Here is a 15361-nt window from a genome sequence, read left to right as displayed (position 1 = left end):
GTAAAGGATTTGGGAGCCGACAATCGGGACTCCCAAGCAGCTTAAGAGCGTTCAATTTTATCTTTTTGGCTAATAAAAATTAGAAAAGCGGTGGCGGGAATCACAATAATTACTGCACCAGCCAGCAAACTATAAAAGAAATTCATTAAAGAAGGGGTCATTTATTGTCAACCTTTGTTTACACACTGCACTTTAATTTTAATCGTCTGTTACACCCTTGCAAAGAAGTTTTTAGCAGCTAGGTTCATTTGTTTGACCTAGAAGCATTACGTTAAAATAAACTATAGGTTTATTTACAAACTTTAAGATTTTTTGACTGTCTGACTTGAGGAAGGCGATTGCTACAACAAATTATGAGTGCTATTACTATCACTACTTGGGTTTTGGGGATATTTTTGGGTTTGATGATTTTATTGTTTATTTTCCGTATAGTTCTTAGCTGGTATCCCCAAGTAGACCTCAATCGCCTGCCATTTAATTTGGTTGGTTGGACTACAGAACCCTTCTTAGTCCCGGTGCGGAAGCTAGTACCGCCCATTGGCGGCGTTGATATTACGCCAATTATCTGGATTGGTATTTTTAGCTTACTTAGAGAAATACTCATCGGTCAGCAGGGATTGCTGCGAATGGTTGCCCATTTGCAATAAGTAGCTTATTCTTGCGGGGGAAACATGACTTTTTCGATAAAGTCAGTGTAAACTTCTCCTTGTAAAAATTCTGGTGTTTCCAAAATTCTTTGGTGAAAGCCAATCGTAGTGGGTACGCCCGTAAGTGCAAACTCTCGCAATGCTCTTTTCATACGTTTAATTGCACTAGGGCGATCGCTTCCCCACACAATTAATTTGCCAATTAGCGAATCGTAATAAGGCGGAATCTGGTAATCGGTATAAACGTGGGAGTCGATCCGAACTCCCGGACCTCCAGGTGGCAAGTAGCCGCTAATTCTGCCTGGTGCGGGACGAAAATCGCGATCAGGGTCTTCCGCATTGATGCGGCATTCAATCGCATGACCGCGTAACACTACCTGCTCTTGGGTTTGTTGCAATTTTTCCCCTTGAGCAACTCTAATTTGCTCGGCAACTAAATCGAATCCTGTCACCATTTCAGTTACTGGATGCTCTACTTGAATGCGGGTATTCATTTCCATAAAATAAAACTCGCCATTGGGTGCTAAAAGAAATTCCACCGTCCCCGCGCCAGTGTAATTAATTGATTTAGCCGCCCGCACCGCCGCTGCGCCCATTTTTTCCCGTAATTGGGGGCTAAGAGCAGGGCTAGGGGCTTCTTCTAATAGTTTTTGGTGGCGGCGTTGAATCGAGCAATCCCGTTCGCCTAGGTGCAAAATATTACCGTAATTATCGGCAATAATTTGAAATTCTATATGGCGGGGACGTTCGACAAATTTTTCTATATACAGTCCTGGGTTGCCAAAACTCGCCTCTGCTTCACCTCTAGCGGCGAAAAATAGCTTAATTAGTTCCGTGCGATCGCGTACTAGACGCATTCCCCGTCCGCCACCTCCGGCGGTGGCTTTAATCATCACCGGGTAGCCGATCGCATCTGCCACTTCTTGGGCGACTTTTTCGTCTTGCAGCAAGCCATCGCTACCCGGTACGGTTGGTACGCCCGCCGCGATCATCGTTTCTTTGGCGGTGGATTTGTCTCCCATTGCCCGCATCGCCTCTGGGGTCGGTCCGATAAAAGCGATTTTGTGGTCGGCACAAATTTCTGCAAACCGAGCATTTTCTGCTAAAAAGCCATAGCCGGGATGAATAGCCGTAGCGTTGCGGGTTAAAGCGGCGGCGATTATTCTTGGTATATTTAGGTAACTTTTACTACTAGGAGCTTCGCCAATACAAACCGCTTCATCGGCGAGTTGGACGTGGAGGGCGTGACGGTCAACGGTAGAATGTACGGCAATAGTTGCAATACCCATTTCTTCGCAGGCGCGTAGAATGCGTAAAGCAATTTCTCCACGATTGGCAATTAATATTTTGTTGAACTGCATTTTTTAAAAATAATAATAATAATGTCTGTATCAGTTAGGTTGCCATCCTTCGAGGGCTAACTGCAACAAGTATATTCAAGTAGTTTTGAGCCAAATAATTATAATCTAATTTCAAACTAGAGTAATGAACGTCCCAAGTAGCGTTAAATCAAAATTATTTTCTTCTTTGCAAAAAGGTGTTACATTGGTTTATGCCAACAGCCCGTGCGGATGTGGCGGAATTGGTATACGCGCACGCTTGAGGTGCGTGTGGGCTTGCCCTTGCGAGTTCGAGTCTCGCCTTCCGCATTGTAAAGTTAAAAGTCCTGAGTATTAATTTACTCAGGACTTTGGTTTTGTTAGGGAAACAACTTTTTTTCAGAGAATTGTTATATTTAAGATAGATGATGAAGTTTTGTAAATAAAATTGACTGCAATTACTACGGCAAACAGCGTAATCTTACCGACAACCTGGCACAGTCTTATACCTCTATGGCAGGGAAATGAGGCAGAGGTGCAACAAGGCTTACCGCACACTCAATTAGCCCCAGCTTGGCAATTACTATTATTGGGTGATGGTTCGCCGACAAGACACTTACAATTATTGACGGGGGAACCTACGGAAGTAGATGTAATTGATATGTCTTTAATTGGTGTAGATTTGGATGGTGCGCCGGACTTGATTCAGGCTGTACCAGGACCAAGATTGAGGAGACAAGTATGGCTGCGGACTCCTTCTGGTCAGCGCCTCGCTTATGCTACTTCTTGGTGGGAAGCAAGTCATGTAGATGAGTATTTACAAAATCGATCCTTGCCCATTTGGGCTAGTTTAACTCGCCTGCGGACGGAGTTATATAGAGATGTACAAGGGATTTATTACGGCAACTGTGCGGCTTTAGAATCAGCTTTTGAACAGAAAGGTCCTTTTTGGGGGCGGCATTATTTGTTTTGGCATCACGGGCAGCCATTAACGTTAATATATGAAGTATTTTCGCCTTATTTGACTAAGTATTTAGGTGCAATGCAGTTAGAGAGTAAGGTTTAAGCGTTGAAACTTTCGTGGTGGACATATTTAGGGCTTGTATGTCAGTAGCACAAATTTTTGCAGAGTTTGAAGGTCTAGATTTATTAAGTCTAGAGCCTTCTATGCCAATCATACTTTCAATAGGGAAGGTACTTGTCTTTACTATTACACTCATGGCTGTGATTCTCAGGGATATGATGCAGCTTTGATACTAGATTTTTTTAATAACTGTATCCGCTTCACTAACTACAGAAAGCCGCATTCGACAGAGAAGTATAAGCCATACTTCAACAAATTTACTTACCCTTGTTTGTCTTGTAGCTACAACGATTTTGAACAAAAACTGGCATCAGTTGTAGATATTAAAATCTTAAATTTGATGGCAAAGCACTGGGAAATTTCTCAAATGCAGTTTATTAATACTTTAATGATTGCTGGGCAGTTGTTACGGGATGCTGAAAATGAGGGATGGGTGGATTTCTCTTGGTGGGAAGGTGGAGAGTTTACAGGTACTTTGCCACAACCAAAACATCGTTAAGGACTCAAATATAATAGTATTTGGAGCTTAACAGCTTCTTTGCAGCACAGCATACTTATAGGCGATCGCTCATGTTACGTTAAAAATAAGAGGGTTACTAAGCTATACTTGCCTATCAATCTTGTGTGGATGGATGAGCGCACTGGAAATATCTTTTTCTTTGCAGGTGAGGAGAATATTATAGAAATATATCCTAACGGCAATTGGATCTACACAAGATGAGCAAGCCCAATTTTCAGTCAATGAGCCAAAAAGATTTGCACGATTACGTTATGGCGCATCGAGACGAGCAAGAAGCTTTTTATGCGTATGTAGATAAACTCCATGCCGAAGCCACCTGGATTGAGATGCCAGCAATAGAATCTTTGCAAGACTTGGAAAATTATCCTGAGTTCACCAAACGTTTTAGTAACGGCTCAGAGCCTCAAGATAATGCAGTTTAAACTTTTGTTGGCTCTAGCATTAATTTGGAACGCTTGACAGTTTCGGGAATTGCGATCGGATAATCGCCATTAAAGCAGGCTGAACAAAAATTAGTAGGATCCTCTTTGGTTGTTTGTAGCATACCTTCATGGCTTAGATAAGCTAGTGAGTCTACTTCCAACAACTTCGCTATTTCCTCTACAGACTTGGTAGCAGCAATTAATTGATCTTGGTTGTCGGTATCAATACCGTAGAAACAAGGGTAAGTTACAGGGGGAGAAGATACGCGCATATGTACCTCCGTCGCTCCAGCATCGCGCAGAGCCTTAACCAATTTGCGGCTAGTTGTTCCCCGTACAATGGAATCGTCAACAATAATTACTCGCTTACCAGCCAATACATCTTTAAGCGGGTTGAGCTTCATGCGGATGCCAGACTCGCGCATAGTTTGCGTAGGTTGAATAAATGTTCTCCCTACATAACGATTTTTGATTAGTCCTTCAGCGTAAGTAATGCCTGATTCTTGAGAGAACCCAATCGCCGCCGGAATACCCGAATCAGGTACGCCAATGACAATATCCGCATCTACAAAAGATTCTTGGGCTAATTGCCGCCCGATTCGCATCCGATAGCTGTACAAGCTTTCACTATTCATAATGCTATCGGGCCTTGCAAAATAGATCATTTCAAATATACACAACTTTCGCTGAGGCTGTTGCGCCCAGTGGAAAGAGGCTAATCCTTCCTCGGTAATCCAAACTAATTCTCCAGGCTCTACATCGCGCAGGTAATTAGCACCAATAATATCTAAACCGCAAGTTTCCGAAGCAAGAACGTAGCGCTGAGGAGTGCTGTCTAAAGTACCAATTACTAAAGGACGAATCCCATTGGGATCGCGCACGCCCATCATGCCTACAGGTGTGCCAATAACTAAGCTAAAAGCTCCTTGACAGCGTTGAAACGCCCTAATTGCCCCATCTAACCATTCTTTGCCTGCATCAATTTCTTCAGCGATCGCAAAAGCTATAACTTCTGAATCTGTGGTAGTCAGTAAATTATGCTTATTCTGCAATAACTCCTCTCGCAAAGCTGGAGTATTGACTAAGTTGCCATTGTGTGTTAATGCTAATGCCCCGCGTTTAGTTTGTAAAACTGCTGGTTGAGCATTTACAACCCGGCTAGAACCAGTAGTTGAGTAACGAGTGTGACCTACAGCTAAAGTTCCAGGCAACTTATTTAAAATTGTTTCGTTAAAAACTTGGGATACCAGCCCCATTTCTTTATGCAAGTGAACTTTGTCGCCATCAAAAGTAGCAATTCCCGCCGATTCCTGGCCCCGATGCTGCAAGGCATACAAGCCAAAATAAGTAAGCTTGGCAACATCTTCCTCTGGTGCAAATACACCAAATACGCCACAAGCTTCCTCTGGCTTATCCGCAGAATGATTTGACTGTTCGGGCATATTTAGCTCATCGTTGGTAGTTTCTACGGGGGGATAGTTGGCGTTCATGCTTTGGCTTTACTCCTGAAAAGTATGCAGATTGTAGGGGATAAAACAGTTGGATGAGGCAAATTGCTTATGGGTTCAAAAAGATTATTTTATAAATTTTAATTAGGCTTAATAAAACGTTAACAAGTTCTACTTACAAGATTAACGTAATTATGCTCATTGCCAACAAAATTGCTCTAAGTATTTAGGCGGCGTTCGACGGCATTGTAGAAAGCTTTGCCCATTTCCTCGATAGTAACCTCAATTAAAGTGCGATCGCTCTTAGCGCTACGCTTTGCGTAATCGCTTGTAGTAAAAATCTGCAAACAATCATTATTAGCAACCACACCGATTTTTTGCCAAGTAGGTCCTAGTTGCTGTTGCAAATAAGCTTCCCAAGCCTCGGTATGGGCGGGAGAGACAGAAACTAAAATGCGTCCGGTGGCTTCTCCAAATAGCATCTCATCAGTGCGATAAGTAGAATTTGATAAGACGTGGACTTGCGCCCCTAAGTTTCCCGAAATGCAAGATTCCGCAAGGGCGACGGCAATTCCTCCTTCCGCGCAATCGTGAGCCGAGCGTACCCAACCGTTGCCAATTCCTTCACGACAAGCCTTTTGGACGCGGCGCTCTAAGTCAAAATTTACCTGGGGTGGTTTTCCCGCTACAAGCCCGTGCATGGTGGCTAAATACTCCGAACAACCAAGAGTTAAACTCTCATCGCATCCTAATAGGTAGATTAAATCTTCGGCATTTTGCCAACCTTGACCGCAAATATGAGTAAAATCAGCAATTAAACCCACCATCCCCACAACCGGAGTTGGATAAATTGGTTGAGGTACGCCATTAGCATCAAGGGTTTCATTATAAAGAGAGACATTACCGCCAGTAACGGGCGTACCAAGTTCTTGGCAAGCTTCCGCAAGTCCCCGACAAGCTTCGGCTAGTTGCCAGTAGCCAATCGGTTTTTCTGGGCTACCAAAGTTTAAATTATCGGTAACTGCAATGGGTTCGGCTCCCACACAGCTAAGATTGCGGGCAGCTTCGGCGACTACGGCTTTTGCGCCTTCGTAAGGGTCTATATATATGTAGCGGGGATTGCAATCAACTGTAGCAGCAACTCCTTTATTATGCGATCGCAAGCGAATGACTGCCGCATCAGCGCCTCCAGGTAGTAACACTGTATTATTTTGTACTTGGTGGTCGTACTGGCGGTATATCCAGCGCTTAGAGGCAATATTTGGGGTATCGAGGAGAGTAATTAAAATATCTTGCCAAGAGTAGAAACTATCTTTTATTTCAATGCCTTCTAAAGTACAAGCAGGTAAGTTTTCGCTTGTCCAGGCGGCGGCTTTAATCGCATATTCTGGAGGCTGGGTTAATAGTTCGTGATGATAAAGGGGGGTATTTTCTGCCAAAGCTGCGGCGGGAATTTCGGCTGCAACTTCACCTTTAAATAGAATTTTGACAATTGGCTCGGCAATAACTGTACCTGCAACTACTGCTTGCAATCCCCACCGATGGAATATCTCAATTAACTCTTGTTCTCGCCCTTTATGCGCCACAAACAGCATCCGCTCTTGAGATTCCGATAGCAGGTATTCGTAGGGAACCATCCCGCTCTCGCGCACGGGAATTAGGTCTAAATCTAACTCAATCCCAACCCCACCTTTTGCCGCCATTTCTGCCGTAGAACACGTAATTCCGGCGGCTCCCATATCTTGCGCCGCTACGACTGCGCCAGTTTTAAAAGCTTCTAAACACGCTTCAATTAAAGACTTTTCTAAAAAAGGATCGCCTACTTGCACGGCGGGGCGGTCTTTTTCCGATTCTTCGCTTAGTTCCGCACTCGCAAAACTTGCTCCTCCCATGCCATCCCGTCCAGTTGTCGAACCAACATATAAAACTGGGTTTCCAATCCCTGCGGCTCCAGACTTGACTATTTCGGGAGTTTGCATCAAGCCTAATGCCATTACATTTACTAATGGGTTGCCAGAATATGCCGCATCAAAATAAACTTCACCGCCAACGGTAGGAACTCCTACGCTATTGCCGTAGTGAGAAATGCCTGAGACTACACCATTAAACAACCGCCGAGTGCGCACATCGTCTAAAGAGCCAAAACGCAGAGAGTTTAATAAGGCAATGGGACGCGCCCCCATGGTGAATATATCTCTAAGAATGCCGCCTACGCCTGTAGCTGCGCCTTGGAATGGTTCTATCGCTGAGGGGTGGTTGTGGGATTCAATTTTGAAAGCTAGTTGCACTCCATCGCCTAAATCTACTACGCCAGCATTTTCGCCGGGGCCTACAAGTATGCGCTCTCCAGTAGTAGGAAATTGTTTGAGTAAGGGGCGGGAGTTTTTGTAACAGCAGTGTTCTGACCACATTACCCCAAACATCCCTAGTTCTGCTTTGTTGGGCTCGCGCCCTAGTCGATTGACTATTTCGGTGTATTCTTCAGGCTTTAAACCTTCGGTGGCAATTTCTTCGGGGGTAAAGGACATGGTGGCTATGGCAAAAACGGCACAGGCTCAATTTTATCTACAATTGTCAATTATTAGGTAAGGCAATGGGCGATCACTAAATTATTACCGTCAATTAAAAAAGAGATCGTAAGCAAGCTTGACAATTAACAGCGAAACTACTGCTATAAATAGAACTCTAACAAAAGCACTACCTTTAGCGATCGCTAACTTAGCACCAATAATAGCCCCAACTATATTAAATATTGCCATTGGTAAAGCAATACTATAAATAATCTGGTTGTTAGCAGCAAAATAAATAGTTGCAGCTAAATTTGTAGATAAATTAACGATTTTGGCTGAGGCGGATGCTTTTAGGAAGTCAAAGCCTAATATTCCAATGAAAGTAAAAATTAAAAAGCTACCTGTTCCTGGTCCAAAAAAACCATCGTAAAAGCCGAGTGATGAGCCAATAATTGCCGCATATGTACTTTGTTGTATTCCTTGAACTTTGACAATATGCTGAGAACCAAAATCTTTTTTACTCCAAGTAAAAATTGCAACTAATACAAGTAGCAAAAGTATGAGGGGACGCATCAAAGCGGGATTGATAATACTTACAGTGCTTGCGCCAATAAATGAAAAAATAAATGCGGTTGTGGTTGATATTAAGACTATTGACCAATTAATTTGGACTTGCTGAGAATAATAAATTGCTGCTGCCGATGTCCCGGCGATTGAAGATAATTTATTAGTACCAAAAATCAGTGGTATGGCTGTATTAGGGAGAAAAACTAAAAGTGCCGGAAGCTGAATTAAACCGCCACCCCCAACAATAGAATCAATTAAGCCTGCTAAAAATGCAAATATAAAAAGAAAAATTAGTTGCTCCACAAAAAATATTTAGTAATAAGTCGCACAAATATTGGGGCTTTACTTCCTGCTAGTAACAACCTAGCCTATATTGAGGACTACGAGACTTCGCCCAAAAGGTATGAATTGTTACTTGCCACCACCACTAAAACCAGGAGACTTATTAAAAGTAATTGCTCCTAGTGGTGCATTAAGAGAGATTGAAGCTTTCGAGCGCGGGGTAGAAATATGGCGATCGCATGGTTATAAAGTAGAAATAAGTGAAAGTATAGGCGATCGCTTTGGGTACTTAGCCGGGAAAGATCGCGATCGCACTCAGCAATTATCTGAAGCATGGAACGATTCGCAATGTAAGGGTATTTTATGCGCTAGAGGTGGTTATGGTAGCGCCAGAATTTTAGAAAATTGGACTTGGGGAAACAACCATAAATGGCTAATTGGCTTTTCTGATATTACTTGTTTATTGTGGAGCTTGTACGGACAAGGCAAATCGAGCGTACATGGCGCAGTATTAACGACTTTAGCTTCCGAACCCGATTGGTCAATAGAGCGCTTATTTAACCTCGTAGAAGGTCGTCCCCTAGCATCACTCCAAGGTACAGGATGGGGGGGAGGAATTGCGGCAGGGATACTGTTACCCGCAAACCTAACAGTAGCTACCCATTTACTCGGTACATCTATGCAACCCAACTTAGACGGCGTAATTTTAGCCTTGGAAGACGTAACTGAAGCACCTTATCGCATAGATAGATTGTTAACTCAATGGCGTTTAAGCGGAGTTTTGGCAAAAGTTAGCGGGATTGCGTTAGGACGATTTAGCCGTTGCGAAGCACCGCCAAATATTCCCAGCATGACTACTGGCGAAGTATTGCGCGATCGCTTATCCGACCTGAATATTCCCATAGTATCCAACCTAAGCTTTGGACACGATGGTTGCAACGCTGCCCTTCCTGTAGGATTACTAGCAACACTAGACGCAGAGCAAGGTATTCTAGCTATTTAAGGATAAACATTTACATGACGCACTTTGGTATTATTTGTCCTCCTGTAACAGGTCATCTCAATCCGATGACAACCTTGGGATACGAACTGCAAAGACGGGGACATCGAGTCACCGTAGTGGGAATCCTTGATGCTGAAAAAAAAGCCTATGCAGCAGGATTGGATTTTAAAGCGATCGCGCCGTCAGAATATCCCTATGGAACTATGACACAATTTTCTGAAGGACTGGGAAAATTAAGCGGATTAGCTGCACTGCAATACACAATAAATTATCTCCAAAAATCGACAGCTATTTTTCTTCAACAAGCACCGAAAGTAATTAAAAATGCTGGTATCGACGCATTATTAGTAGACCAAATTTTGCCAGCCGGGGGAACTGTTGCAGATTATCTAGGTATTCCCTTTATGAGCGTGTCTGCTGCCTTGATGATGAACGACGATGTTAGCGTTCCTCCTTTTAACACTCCTTGGAACTACAATCGTGCTTGGTGGGGGAAAATTCGCAACAGAATTGGTTATCGTTTGTTAAGTCGGATCAGGAAGCCAATTCGGGCAACTATCGCCCAATATCGACGCGAATGGAATTTGCCGCCACACGATGGGCAAAATGATGCTTATTCGCAATTAGCTCAATTGTGCCAGCAGCCTGCGGAGTTTGAATTTCCACGAGAAAATTTGCCGGGATGTTTTCATTTTACTGGCGCTTACCACAACCTAGCTTCTAGGGCGAAACTTGAATTTCCTTTTGAAAAATTAACAGGTCAACCGTTGATTTATGCTTCGATGGGAACGTTGCAAAATCGCCTAATTGGAGTTTTTGAGACGATCGCCCAAGCCTGTGCTGGATTGGATGCACAATTAGTAATTTCTCTAGGTGGTGGAATTGCTCAGGAATCTGTGCCAAAGCTACCTGGTTCGCCTTTAGTTGTAGGAAATGCGCCTCAACTAGAATTGTTGCAACGCGCGAGTCTCACGATTACCCACGCCGGGTTAAATACGGCTTTAGAATCAATTAGTCATGGCGTACCAATGGTTGCGATTCCAATTACTAATGACCAACCAGGAGTAGCCGCACGTATTGTTTGGACTGGTTGTGGTGAGATGGTCAAGCTGCAAGGCTTGAATGCTTCTAAACTGCGAATGGCGATTGAGCAAGTTTTGGGGCAAGATTCTTATCAAAATAATGCTATTAGATTGCAAACCGCTAACCAGCAAGCCGGAGGCTTTACTAAGGCTGCGGATATTATCGAGCAGGTGATATCTACGGGAAAACCTGTATTATCTGGCTCAAATTAATCAATATTAACTAGCGCGCAAAGCACTTTATCTGGAGATTGTAACGGTCTTATCAGCTTGTGGCGCTCGCATTATTTACAACGACAGAGGTTAGAGCGATCGGAATTTTGGCCCTAAGACCCTTGCTCGAATCGAGAAAGAGGTTCATCATATTACTTTACAAGATAATTTTTTTGAATGAAAAATACGATCAAAAAGTCAGACTTTGTGCTAACTCCATACATGAAGAGCAACGACTTTCAGGCAACTTGGCAGATTTTAAATACCGTTGTGCCTTACATACTTTTATGGTTTTTGGCAGTTAAAGCGGCAGCAATTTCTGCTTGGTTTCTTCCCCCCATCATAATTTTAATGACGCTGTTTTCTGTACGTTGCTTTTCTTTAATGCATGATTGTGGACACTATTCACTCTTTAATTCAAAGAAGATTAACAGGTGTGTAGGTTTTATTCTCGGTATCATTAACGCCATCCCTCAATATCCCTGGTCAAGAGATCATGCCTTCCATCACAAAATTAATGGTAATTGGGAGCAGTATCGCGGTGTTGCTGACTTTATCTCAACTGAGGAGTTTTCTAAGCTCAATTCCTCTGACCAAAGGCTTTATGAACTACTGAGACATCCATTAATGGCTTTTCCAGGAGGTTTTTTCTACCTCGCGCTCCAGCCCAGGCTTGTCCTAATTGTGGGAATTTATGATTTTGTTGTCGAGCTATTTACTTGTTGGAAAAACAATCCTGGCATAGGTTTATCTACGATCGTCTCTGCTCATAAATCAAAACATTGGCATACAGCAACCGAGTTTTGGGATTTGCTCTTTAATAATATTTGCGTAGTTGGCAGCGTTATTATCCTTAGCAATCTTATGGGAGCGGCTTTTTTCTTAAGCATTTACTTAAGCGTCTTGACTTTTGCTGCGGTGATTTTTATCTGGGTTTTCTTCGTGCAACATATTTTTGAAGACTCTTATGCTCACAACACAGAAGGTTGGGATTACTTAAGTGGAGCTATTGAGGGCAGCAGCTATCTAGAATTACCAATAATTCTCAAGTGGTTTACCGCAAACATCGGCTACCACAACATTCATCATCTCTCAGAAAGAATCCCTAATTACAATCTCGAAGCTTGTCATCATAAAAATATTCACCTGCTCTCAAACATAAAAACATTGAGGATCGGTGATATGCTTGCCTGTTCAAAGTTTATTTTGTGGGATGGTGGATCGAGTCGCCTAGTATCGGTTGAGTCATTTCGTCAAGTTGCCCAATCGAAAGCTCTAGATCCAAATATGGTGTCCTGAATATAACCGAGATGGAAAGAGCGCTTGTTAAGCGATGCTGATTTGAGTGGAACTGATCTAACGGGAGCAAACTTGAGCGATGCAGAGTTAAATAAAGCAATAATTTCTACCGCAATTTTATAATGCCCTCTACATTCATGATTGAGAAGTACACCCATTATCGGCGCAATGAGGCGGCGGAAGTTTCGTTTGGTGTCCGCGATGCGATTTCTCAAGAACCGCGTAGTTTTGAAACCTTCGCCCGTGACTATGCAGCAACGCGATCGCTAAATGCGGTTGCAGTCAAAACAGTAAAGTTGAGATTGATTATGCTGGGTGGGGTTCGTTTCTAAACCGATAAAGCTAAATGATAAGCTAACAAAAGCATAAAACAAACTTAAGGTAAAACTTTAAATGGTCGTCTCCACCCAAGTTCCCCATCTTTTGCGCGCTGCTCGTGGTGAAAAAGTAGATCGTCCCCCCGTATGGATGATGCGCCAAGCCGGACGCTACATGAAAGCCTACAGGGAACTACGGGACAAATACCCATCATTTCGCGATCGATCGGAAATTCCTGAAGTAGCCGTAGAAGTTTCCTTGCAGCCTTGGAAAGCATTTCAACCAGACGGCGTAATTTTATTTTCTGATATTGTTACTCCTTTACCTGGCTTAGGCATTGAGATGGATATCGCCGAAGGAAAAGGACCAATTATCGAATCGCCAATTCGCACTTCTGCTCAAGTTGATAATTTGCGTCCCTTGCAACCAGAAGAATCGCTACCCTTTATCAAAACAATTTTGCAAGCCCTAAGTAACGAAGTAGGCGACAAATCAACCGTCCTTGGTTTTGTGGGCGCTCCTTGGACACTAGCTGCTTACGCAGTAGAAGGAAAGGGTTCCAAAACCTACGCAGCAATTAAAGGCATGGCATTTTCCGATCCTACGGTGCTGCATCAACTACTCGCAAAATTAGCCGATGCGATCGCAATTTACGCTCGTTATCAAATTGACTGCGGCGCTCAAGTGGTGCAAATGTTCGATTCTTGGGCGGGTCAACTTAGCCCCCAAGATTACGATACCTTTGCTTTACCTTATCAACGGCGCGTTTTTGAGCAAGTCAAACAAACTCACCCCGATACACCTTTAATATTGCTAGTTAGTGGTAGCGCTGGGGTATTAGAACGGATGGCGAAGTCAGGCGCTGATATTGTAACGGTTGATTGGGCGGTAGACATGGCAGATGCGCGCGCTAGATTGGGGCATGATATGAAAGTGCAAGGAAACCTAGATCCCGGCGTGTTGTTTGGTTCTAAAGAATTTATTCGCGATCGCATTTACGATACTGTGCAAAAAGCTGGTAACTACGGACATATTCTCAATCTCGGTCATGGTGTTTTACCCACTACCCCAGAGGAAAATGTTGCTTTCTTCTTTGAAACAGCCAAGCAGTTGAAATACTAAACTATGACCCCCAAGCGGATTTTGGTGACTGGTGCAAGTGGTTGCATCGGTCACTACATTACAGAAGCTTTAATTGAGCAAACAGACCACGAGTTGTATTTGCTAGTTAGAAATCCCAATAAATTACAAGTAGATACTCAATCTCGTCCGGGAATTACGGTTTTACAGGGTGATATGGGTAAAATCGAGCAATTTACCGATTTACTCAAAACTATCGATACGGCGGTACTCACAGCTACCATATGGGGCGGAGACGACATATTTGATATCAATGTTACTAAAACTGTTGAATTGATAAATCTGCTCGACCCCCAAGTTTGTCAGCAAGTTATTTACTTTTCGACAGAAAGTATATTAGATCGTCACAACCAGTTACTGAGGGAAGCGGGGGAAATTGGCACAGATTATATACGTTCTAAGTACGAGTGTTTTCAGAAATTGGCAAATACTGTAATCGCATCTAAAATAACTAAAATTTTTCCTACTTTAGTTTTGGGAGGAGATAAGACTAAACCTTATTCTCATCTATCGGCGGGAATATTAGACATTGCGAAGTTAATTAATATAATTCGCTTTTTTAAAGCTGATGGTAGTTTTCATTTTATTCATGGTAAGGATGTCGCTCAAGTTGTGAGTTACTTAATTGACAACCCACCCAAAAATGATGAATCGCGGCAATTAGTATTAGGTCAAAAGCGGATAACTGCTGATGAAGCAGTAGAGGAAGCTTGTGAATATCTCAATAAAAAGATTTATTTTCGCATTCCTTTATCTTTAGGTTTAGCTAATATTTTGATTCCGTTATTTCGTATTCAAATGGCAGCTTGGGATAGGTTTTGTTTAACTTATAGACATTTTAGTCACGAAAACCCAGTTAATCCAGAAAGCTTAGGGTTACCGAATTATTGTGCTACTTTTAGCGATGTTTTGCGAGTACATGGGGTTCCGCGTAAATAGGGCTAAGCAAAACGTTGATAAACTGAGTATAAAATGCGATCGCTTTTACACTGAAAAGAATTTTACTATTCTAGTTTGCGATCGCCTACTCGTTTAACTTTTGCCTTCTTACGATAGCTTGGGCTATTTCACGATAACGAGAACGCTTTAACTCTATTTGCTCTATTACTTGCAACCATCTTTATTAGTAAAACTTTTGCCATTTTTCCTCAGTTAGAGTAGCAATAGTATTGATAGGAATAGCTAACTCTACTTGAATTTTATGGTGATACCAAGCAAATAATCCATCTTCGGTTACAGCATTATTTAATACTCTTTCTACTAACTTTAATCCAGAGCGTGGTTTTTCTTGCTGGCACATATCTTTTAAAAACTCTTGAAGACAAAGCACTGCTATTTGTACGTGTTTTTTGTCTTGTCTACCAGATTGGGGTAAGCCTCGTGAACTACCCAACACTAATCGGAGTACCGATATAGTGTGGGCTTCCAGCTTCACGGACAGTCGCCTCTACGGAGGTCTTGCGACCCCGCTTTGGTCTTACACTCTCTCCACTGGCAGTAGCGCTAG

Annotated in this window: 18 protein-coding genes and 1 tRNA gene; 13 read left to right on the top strand and 6 right to left on the bottom strand. The window is 42.8% G+C overall.

Features of this window, described 5'->3' with window-relative positions; all coding sequences use genetic code 11:
• Positions 1-41: 41 nt before the first annotated feature.
• A complete protein-coding gene (gene psbX / locus AC2VE5_RS11795) occupies positions 42-161 on the bottom strand; it encodes a photosystem II reaction center X protein (protein WP_009631178.1) in 120 nt (39 codons plus the stop codon).
• A 192-nt stretch (positions 162-353) separates the two neighbouring features.
• On the opposite strand from psbX, the gene AC2VE5_RS11790 reads away from it, so the two are divergent.
• Positions 354-647: a YggT family protein gene (locus AC2VE5_RS11790; protein ID WP_486887936.1), complete on the top strand. Its 294-nt coding sequence runs from the start codon at positions 354-356 to the stop codon at positions 645-647.
• 5 nt (positions 648-652) lie between these two features.
• Here the strand turns inward: AC2VE5_RS11790 and accC are convergent, their stop codons facing one another.
• Positions 653-2008 carry an acetyl-CoA carboxylase biotin carboxylase subunit gene (accC, locus tag AC2VE5_RS11785; protein ID WP_486887935.1) on the bottom strand — a complete coding sequence of 452 codons (1356 nt, stop codon included), beginning with the start codon at positions 2006-2008 and terminating at the stop codon, positions 653-655.
• 206 nt (positions 2009-2214) lie between these two features.
• On the opposite strand from accC, the gene AC2VE5_RS11780 reads away from it, so the two are divergent.
• The 5 genes from AC2VE5_RS11780 to AC2VE5_RS11760 all read left to right on the top strand — a co-directional run bounded on the left by AC2VE5_RS11780 (position 2215) and on the right by AC2VE5_RS11760 (position 3992).
• Positions 2215-2296: transfer RNA gene (locus tag AC2VE5_RS11780), tRNA-Leu, on the top strand.
• 118 nt (positions 2297-2414) lie between these two features.
• Complete coding sequence (locus tag AC2VE5_RS11775) at positions 2415-3032, top strand: chorismate lyase (RefSeq protein ID WP_486887934.1); 618 nt, start codon at positions 2415-2417, stop codon at positions 3030-3032.
• Positions 3033-3390: 358 nt separating this feature from the next.
• Positions 3391-3549, top strand: coding sequence for a hypothetical protein (locus AC2VE5_RS11770; RefSeq protein ID WP_486887933.1), 159 nt, complete (start codon positions 3391-3393; stop codon positions 3547-3549).
• A gap of 39 nt (positions 3550-3588) precedes the next feature.
• A complete protein-coding gene (locus tag AC2VE5_RS11765; RefSeq protein ID WP_486887932.1) occupies positions 3589-3771 on the top strand; it encodes a DUF6888 family protein in 183 nt (60 codons plus the stop codon).
• The gene (locus AC2VE5_RS11760; protein ID WP_486887931.1) at positions 3768-3992 is read left to right on the top strand and encodes a DUF6887 family protein; all 225 of its coding nucleotides are present in this window, start codon (positions 3768-3770) and stop codon (positions 3990-3992) included. The genes AC2VE5_RS11765 and AC2VE5_RS11760 overlap by 4 nt, the downstream gene beginning before the upstream one ends.
• Here AC2VE5_RS11760 and purF read toward each other — a convergent pair.
• From purF to AC2VE5_RS11745, 3 genes are all read right to left on the bottom strand, one after another.
• A complete protein-coding gene (gene purF, locus AC2VE5_RS11755) occupies positions 3989-5434 on the bottom strand; it encodes an amidophosphoribosyltransferase (RefSeq protein WP_486887967.1) in 1446 nt (481 codons plus the stop codon). The two genes, AC2VE5_RS11760 and purF, sit on opposite strands and share 4 nt — an antisense overlap.
• Before the next feature lie 224 nt (positions 5435-5658).
• Positions 5659-7968 (bottom strand): phosphoribosylformylglycinamidine synthase subunit PurL, encoded by a 2310-nt coding sequence (purL, locus tag AC2VE5_RS11750; protein WP_486887930.1) that lies wholly within the window; start codon positions 7966-7968, stop codon positions 5659-5661.
• 90 nt (positions 7969-8058) lie between these two features.
• Positions 8059-8820, bottom strand: coding sequence for a sulfite exporter TauE/SafE family protein (locus AC2VE5_RS11745; RefSeq protein WP_486887929.1), 762 nt, complete (start codon positions 8818-8820; stop codon positions 8059-8061).
• Positions 8821-8920: 100 nt separating this feature from the next.
• On the opposite strand from AC2VE5_RS11745, the gene AC2VE5_RS11740 reads away from it, so the two are divergent.
• From AC2VE5_RS11740 to AC2VE5_RS11710, 7 genes are all read left to right on the top strand, one after another.
• Entirely contained in the window at positions 8921-9802 is an 882-nt protein-coding gene (locus tag AC2VE5_RS11740) for a S66 peptidase family protein (protein WP_486887928.1), read from the top strand.
• A 14-nt stretch (positions 9803-9816) separates the two neighbouring features.
• Positions 9817-11097: a glycosyltransferase gene (locus tag AC2VE5_RS11735; RefSeq protein ID WP_486887927.1), complete on the top strand. Its 1281-nt coding sequence runs from the start codon at positions 9817-9819 to the stop codon at positions 11095-11097.
• 177 nt (positions 11098-11274) lie between these two features.
• On the top strand, positions 11275-12396 hold the full coding sequence (locus tag AC2VE5_RS11730) for a fatty acid desaturase (RefSeq protein ID WP_486887926.1): 1122 nt from the start codon (positions 11275-11277) through the stop codon (positions 12394-12396).
• Positions 12397-12420: 24 nt separating this feature from the next.
• Complete coding sequence (locus AC2VE5_RS11725; protein ID WP_486887925.1) at positions 12421-12519, top strand: pentapeptide repeat-containing protein; 99 nt, start codon at positions 12421-12423, stop codon at positions 12517-12519.
• On the top strand, positions 12519-12728 hold the full coding sequence (locus AC2VE5_RS11720) for a hypothetical protein (RefSeq protein WP_486887924.1): 210 nt from the start codon (positions 12519-12521) through the stop codon (positions 12726-12728). Before AC2VE5_RS11725 ends, AC2VE5_RS11720 begins: the two co-directional genes overlap by 1 nt.
• Positions 12729-12789: 61 nt before the next feature.
• Complete coding sequence (gene hemE, locus AC2VE5_RS11715; protein WP_486887923.1) at positions 12790-13836, top strand: uroporphyrinogen decarboxylase; 1047 nt, start codon at positions 12790-12792, stop codon at positions 13834-13836.
• A 3-nt stretch (positions 13837-13839) separates the two neighbouring features.
• Entirely contained in the window at positions 13840-14793 is a 954-nt protein-coding gene (locus AC2VE5_RS11710) for an NAD-dependent epimerase/dehydratase family protein (protein WP_486887922.1), read from the top strand.
• Positions 14794-14977: 184 nt separating this feature from the next.
• Here AC2VE5_RS11710 and AC2VE5_RS11705 read toward each other — a convergent pair whose 3' ends face one another.
• A complete protein-coding gene (locus AC2VE5_RS11705) occupies positions 14978-15250 on the bottom strand; it encodes a hypothetical protein (RefSeq protein WP_486887921.1) in 273 nt (90 codons plus the stop codon).
• Positions 15251-15361: the final 111 nt, after the last annotated feature.

Source organism: Aliterella sp. E5.1 (genome assembly GCF_057473825.1).
The sequence above is the reverse complement of the archived record's forward strand: the minus strand, read 5'-3'. Positions and strand labels throughout refer to the sequence as shown.

What these genes read in the sequence shown, in the direction of transcription:
- psbX (WP_009631178.1), bottom strand. Translation starts at nt 161, where the DNA reads ATGACCCCTTCTTTAATGAATTTCTTTTATAGTTTGCTGGCTGGTGCA.
- AC2VE5_RS11790 (WP_486887936.1), top strand. Translation starts at nt 354, where the DNA reads ATGAGTGCTATTACTATCACTACTTGGGTTTTGGGGATATTTTTGGGT.
- accC (WP_486887935.1), bottom strand. Translation starts at nt 2,008, where the DNA reads ATGCAGTTCAACAAAATATTAATTGCCAATCGTGGAGAAATTGCTTTA.
- AC2VE5_RS11770 (WP_486887933.1), top strand. Translation starts at nt 3,391, where the DNA reads ATGGCAAAGCACTGGGAAATTTCTCAAATGCAGTTTATTAATACTTTA.
- AC2VE5_RS11760 (WP_486887931.1), top strand. Translation starts at nt 3,768, where the DNA reads ATGAGCAAGCCCAATTTTCAGTCAATGAGCCAAAAAGATTTGCACGAT.
- purF (WP_486887967.1), bottom strand. Translation starts at nt 5,434, where the DNA reads ATGCCCGAACAGTCAAATCATTCTGCGGATAAGCCAGAGGAAGCTTGT.
- purL (WP_486887930.1), bottom strand. Translation starts at nt 7,968, where the DNA reads ATGTCCTTTACCCCCGAAGAAATTGCCACCGAAGGTTTAAAGCCTGAA.
- AC2VE5_RS11740 (WP_486887928.1), top strand. Translation starts at nt 8,921, where the DNA reads ATGAATTGTTACTTGCCACCACCACTAAAACCAGGAGACTTATTAAAA.
- AC2VE5_RS11735 (WP_486887927.1), top strand. Translation starts at nt 9,817, where the DNA reads ATGACGCACTTTGGTATTATTTGTCCTCCTGTAACAGGTCATCTCAAT.
- AC2VE5_RS11730 (WP_486887926.1), top strand. Translation starts at nt 11,275, where the DNA reads ATGAAAAATACGATCAAAAAGTCAGACTTTGTGCTAACTCCATACATG.
- AC2VE5_RS11720 (WP_486887924.1), top strand. Translation starts at nt 12,519, where the DNA reads ATGCCCTCTACATTCATGATTGAGAAGTACACCCATTATCGGCGCAAT.
- hemE (WP_486887923.1), top strand. Translation starts at nt 12,790, where the DNA reads ATGGTCGTCTCCACCCAAGTTCCCCATCTTTTGCGCGCTGCTCGTGGT.
- AC2VE5_RS11710 (WP_486887922.1), top strand. Translation starts at nt 13,840, where the DNA reads ATGACCCCCAAGCGGATTTTGGTGACTGGTGCAAGTGGTTGCATCGGT.